The sequence below is a fragment of the Frankia sp. CoWAU3 genome, assembly GCF_977971855.1.
The window spans coordinates 11,202-14,474 of record NZ_CDWWXB010000077.1 but is presented as its reverse complement, the minus strand read 5'-3'; the positions used below and the strand labels follow the sequence as shown (position 1 = coordinate 14,474).

The 3,273-nt window shown below is 70.5% G+C and carries 1 protein-coding gene and 2 pseudogenes; all 3 read left to right on the top strand.

Annotation, left to right across the window (positions count from 1 at the left end):
- Positions 1-239, top strand: a pseudogene (locus tag AC08ON_RS09350) (hypothetical protein); the annotation flags it as partial.
- A gap of 71 nt (positions 240-310) precedes the next feature.
- Positions 311-2,938 carry a DUF6049 family protein gene (locus tag AC08ON_RS09345; RefSeq protein ID WP_476607265.1) on the top strand — a complete coding sequence of 876 codons (2,628 nt, stop codon included), beginning with the start codon at positions 311-313 and terminating at the stop codon, positions 2,936-2,938.
- Positions 2,935-3,273: pseudogene (locus AC08ON_RS09340) on the top strand (murein biosynthesis integral membrane protein MurJ); the annotation flags it as partial. The gene AC08ON_RS09345 and the pseudogene AC08ON_RS09340, both read left to right, overlap by 4 nt.

The following is a 3,273-nucleotide window of genomic DNA, read 5'->3' as shown; positions in this document are numbered from 1 at the left end:
GGAAGACAGGGCTAGCGGAATCAAGCCGTAACCCCGGCGTTCCGGACAGGCGGGCCGGCTGGTCGCCGGGGGGCTCGTACGATCAACCCATGCCGCCGCCGACCTCCACCACCGGTCGCGCGCCGTTGCGCCGGGCGGCGGAGCGGGCGCTGTTGACCCAGGTGACCGGCAGCCTCGCGTACGCCGACGAACGCCGCCTGATCCACGAGGTGCCCACCCTGCTGACTACGACCGCATGACCACAGGACCGCATCAACAGACTTCGGATGAGTGGGACAGGCTGTTCGGATGAGTGGGACAGGCTGTGACGATGCGTGAGAAGGGACCCGGGCGGCGCCGTCGTGGACCTCGTTGGGCGGCGATGCTCGCGGCGCTGGCCCTGTTCGCCGTGGCCGTGCCCGGGGTCTGCGCGGCCTCGGCTTCGGCTTCGGCCCCCGCGTCGGCCGGGGGAGTCCTCGTCGAACCGGTTACCCACCACGGTTCATCTACAAGAACACCACGATCTTCCGCATCTTCATCCACCGATAAATCGAATAATTTGCCATCTATCACTCCGAGTGACACGGCAGCCAGGCCCGGTGGTTCGCCGAACCCGGTGACGATCGATCTGGATGAGGTAAGTCCCCCCACCCCGGGGGGCTCGACCATGCTCTCCGTCAGCGGCCAGCTCATCACCACGGTCGGGGAGCCGCTGGCCCACCTCTCCATGAGCCTGTGGATAGGCGCCAGGGTGACCTCACGCGGGCAGCTGGCCACCCTGACCGATGACCCGGCCACGGCGAGAACACGCAGCTACCGCCAGGTGGTCCTCGCGAACGGCGACGGCACCCAGCCGCTGGCCGCCCCGCCCACCCAGGGTGCCGCGCCCGTGCCCTTCCGGATCGCCGCCGATCGCGCCGCGCTGGACCTGCCGCCGAGCCTGGGGGTGTACCCGATCCAGCTACGGATTACCGGCTCCGTCGGGGGCCGCGCCGCGGCACCGATCGGCGCGGCCTACACCTTCCTGGTCTGGGCGCCGAATCCGCAGCAGCCGAGGACGCCGATCGCCGCGGTCCTGCCGATCGCAGATCAGCCGCGCCTGCGCTCGGACGGCCGGCTGACCGACAACGCGCTCGCGGACGAGGTGAAGCCGGGCGGCCGGCTGTCCCGGCTGCTGACCGCCGCCGCGCCGCCGGTCACGCTCGCCGTCGATCCGACCCTGGTGCAGGCGCTGACCATCATGGCGCAGCCGGGCGGCTACGACTACGCCACCCCGGGCGGGCCCGTTCATGCGCAGACGAACGCCGATGCGGCCCTTTTTCTCTCCGACATCGTGCGCTTCGCCGAGCACGGAGGCATGGTGTTCGCGCTGCCCTACGGGGATGCCGATCTGACCGCGCTCGTCCACGCCCGGAAGCTGGACACGATGAAGTACGCCGTCAAGACTGGCGAAGTTGTGCTGGCCCAACTGTTGGGGCGTGCCCCCCTACAGAAGGGCACCATCGCATACCCCGCCGACGGGTCGGCGGACGCCACCACCGTGGACGTACTGCGCCAGCTGGAGGTCGGGACTGTGATCCTCGATGACCAGCTGCTACCCCCCACGACGAAGATCACCTATACCCCGTCAGCGACCGTCAGCCTCGCCACCTCGGCCGGACCGATCCAGGCGCTCGCGGCCGACCGCCGGCTCACCAGGATCGCAACCGCCTACACCGGGCTGCCCGACGGTCCCGACTTCGGGACGGCCCTGGCACGCCTGCGGGCCGAACTCGGCATGATCACCGCCGAACGACCCGAGCAACGGTTCCAGGTCCTGGCGCTGCCCCGGGACTGGGATCCGCCGAGCGACTGGGCACGGTCGGTACTCGACACCCTCACCAGCGGCTACTCCACCTCGGTGGGACTCGACGCAGGTGCCGGGGGCCAGGGCCGCCCGGTCGACCGGCCGGGCCGGCTCGTCTACCCGGCCGAGGCACAGGCCCGCGAACTGCCGGCCAACTACCTCACCGCCGTCGAGGACGTCCTCGACGAGGTGCAGGCCCTGAGCCCCGTGCTGTGCCCGCCCAGGCGCGGTCCCAGGTGCCAGCTGCAGCTCATCAACCCGATGAAGAACGCGCTTGTCACGGCGGCCTCCGCCGCGTGGCGGGGAGACCGCAGGGTTGACGGTGTGTCGTTGAGCCAGCAGGTGGACGGGGAGGCGTCCGCGATCCGCAACGGAATCCAGGTGGTGGCCTCCCGCAGCGTCAACCTGACGAGCAAACGTGGGCTGGTCCCGATCACCTTGGAGAACAACACCCAATACGAGGTCACTGTGGTGCTCGCCTTCTCTTCGACCAACCGGTCCCGGCTGCGCTCGCCAGCCCGGCAGACACTCCGCCTTCCCCCAGGGCAGAAGGCTCAGGTCGAGATCGGGATGGAGGCCGAAGGTGCGGGAACGTTTCCCCTCGAGATCCGCAAACTCAACCTCGACGGGCAGGCGCTGTCCAAGGAACCACCGAACCGGGTTCTCGTCCGGTCCACCGTCTACGGCGCCATCGCGACCGCGATCACCATCGGTGCCATCGGCGTGCTGCTCCTGGCGGTCATCATCCGCCTGGCGCGACGGCTACGGGCCCGCCTGCGTGGGGCCGAGGACGACCTGGGTAGACCGGCGGGTCCGCACGAGGCTACGACCGGGCCGACTGCCCCGCTCTACCCGGTGGACCAGGTGAACCAGGTCGATCCGGTCACCCCCACCGGTCCGCTCACTCCCGCAGCCTCGGTCTCGACCCGGCATAGTGGCGACGACGAGCGCGAAGCCGCCACCTCGACTACGACGACGCCGGTGGTACGGACGGCCGTCCGGCGCTATGACGACCAGGACCGAGACACCCTTCGCCACGGCCTCGACAGCCAGGAGGACACCGGCGACTCGGCGGCCACAACTCCCTTCCGACGGCGACGGAGCGGCCCATGACGCCGGTCGAGGAGGAGGGCCGGTCTGGGGCCCGGCATCGCAGGGGTGCTACCGACCCCCGGCGTGATCGCGGTACCGGCGGTGGACCGTCGGACCGGGACCCACCCGATGTCGGGTACTGCGACGAGGACGGCTACCCGGCAACCGAACGCCCGGCCCGGTTCCCCCCGGACCAGTCGTATCCCGGTTATCCCTGGCAGACCCGTCCGGAGCAGCCAGATCCGGACCGGGGACTCGCGCGCCGGCCCCAGCACTCCGAACGGGACCATCCGAAACGGGACCATCCGGAACGGGAGCACCCTGTCGACCCGGACGGACGCCGTGGCGCGCCACGG

Coding starts and splice junctions, on each gene's coding strand:
- AC08ON_RS09345 (WP_476607265.1), top strand. CDS start 311: ATGCGTGAGAAGGGACCCGGGCGGCGCCGTCGTGGACCTCGTTGGGCG.